Here is a 563-nt window from a genome sequence, read left to right as displayed (position 1 = left end):
GAAGATCCTGCAGATATTTGTGAGCAAATACAACAACTTATCGCAGATAATGACTTTAAAATAAAAATGGGCGATTTGAAAAGTGCAGCCAATAATTTTAATTATGAAATTGGCTACAAAATGAACAGATACGAAGATGGGACTTTTGGATATGAATATGTTCAAGGGCTTCCAAATTCAGGCTCACTTGACGGATTAACAGTCAATTCCCCAATTGATGGATTAATCCATAGTCATAACCTAGGAACTGATATGCTTTCTATCTTTTCTTTATCTGATATTTTTGCTTTAGGAGCAATGGTTCAAGAGAATCTAATTAACAATATTGAAAATTTCGTTTTTGGCGTAGTCACTTTTGGAGGAACTTATCAATTGAGCATTAATAACCTAAATGATTTTATGAATTATTTTTCAACTAACCAGATAGACCCTTTTAGTGAAGGAGATTTGATTTTACATGATTTTGGATACGGGCTTTACGTAAATCCCTCAAATATTTTTTCACAAAATGAAATAGGCTTATTAAATTTTATTGAAAGTAATAATCTTGGAATTAGTTTATT

Annotated in this window: 1 protein-coding gene; it reads left to right on the top strand. The window is 30.7% G+C overall.

Annotation, left to right across the window (positions count from 1 at the left end):
• The coding region (locus MM213_RS21135) for a hypothetical protein (protein WP_241414798.1) at positions 1–563 on the top strand (563 nt) is incomplete at both ends.

Origin of the sequence: Belliella alkalica, from assembly GCF_022549785.1 — a bacterium.
GTDB classification, from domain to species: Bacteria; Bacteroidota; Bacteroidia; order Cytophagales; family Cyclobacteriaceae; genus Belliella; species Belliella alkalica.
The sequence above is the reverse complement of the archived record's forward strand: the minus strand, read 5'-3'. Positions and strand labels throughout refer to the sequence as shown.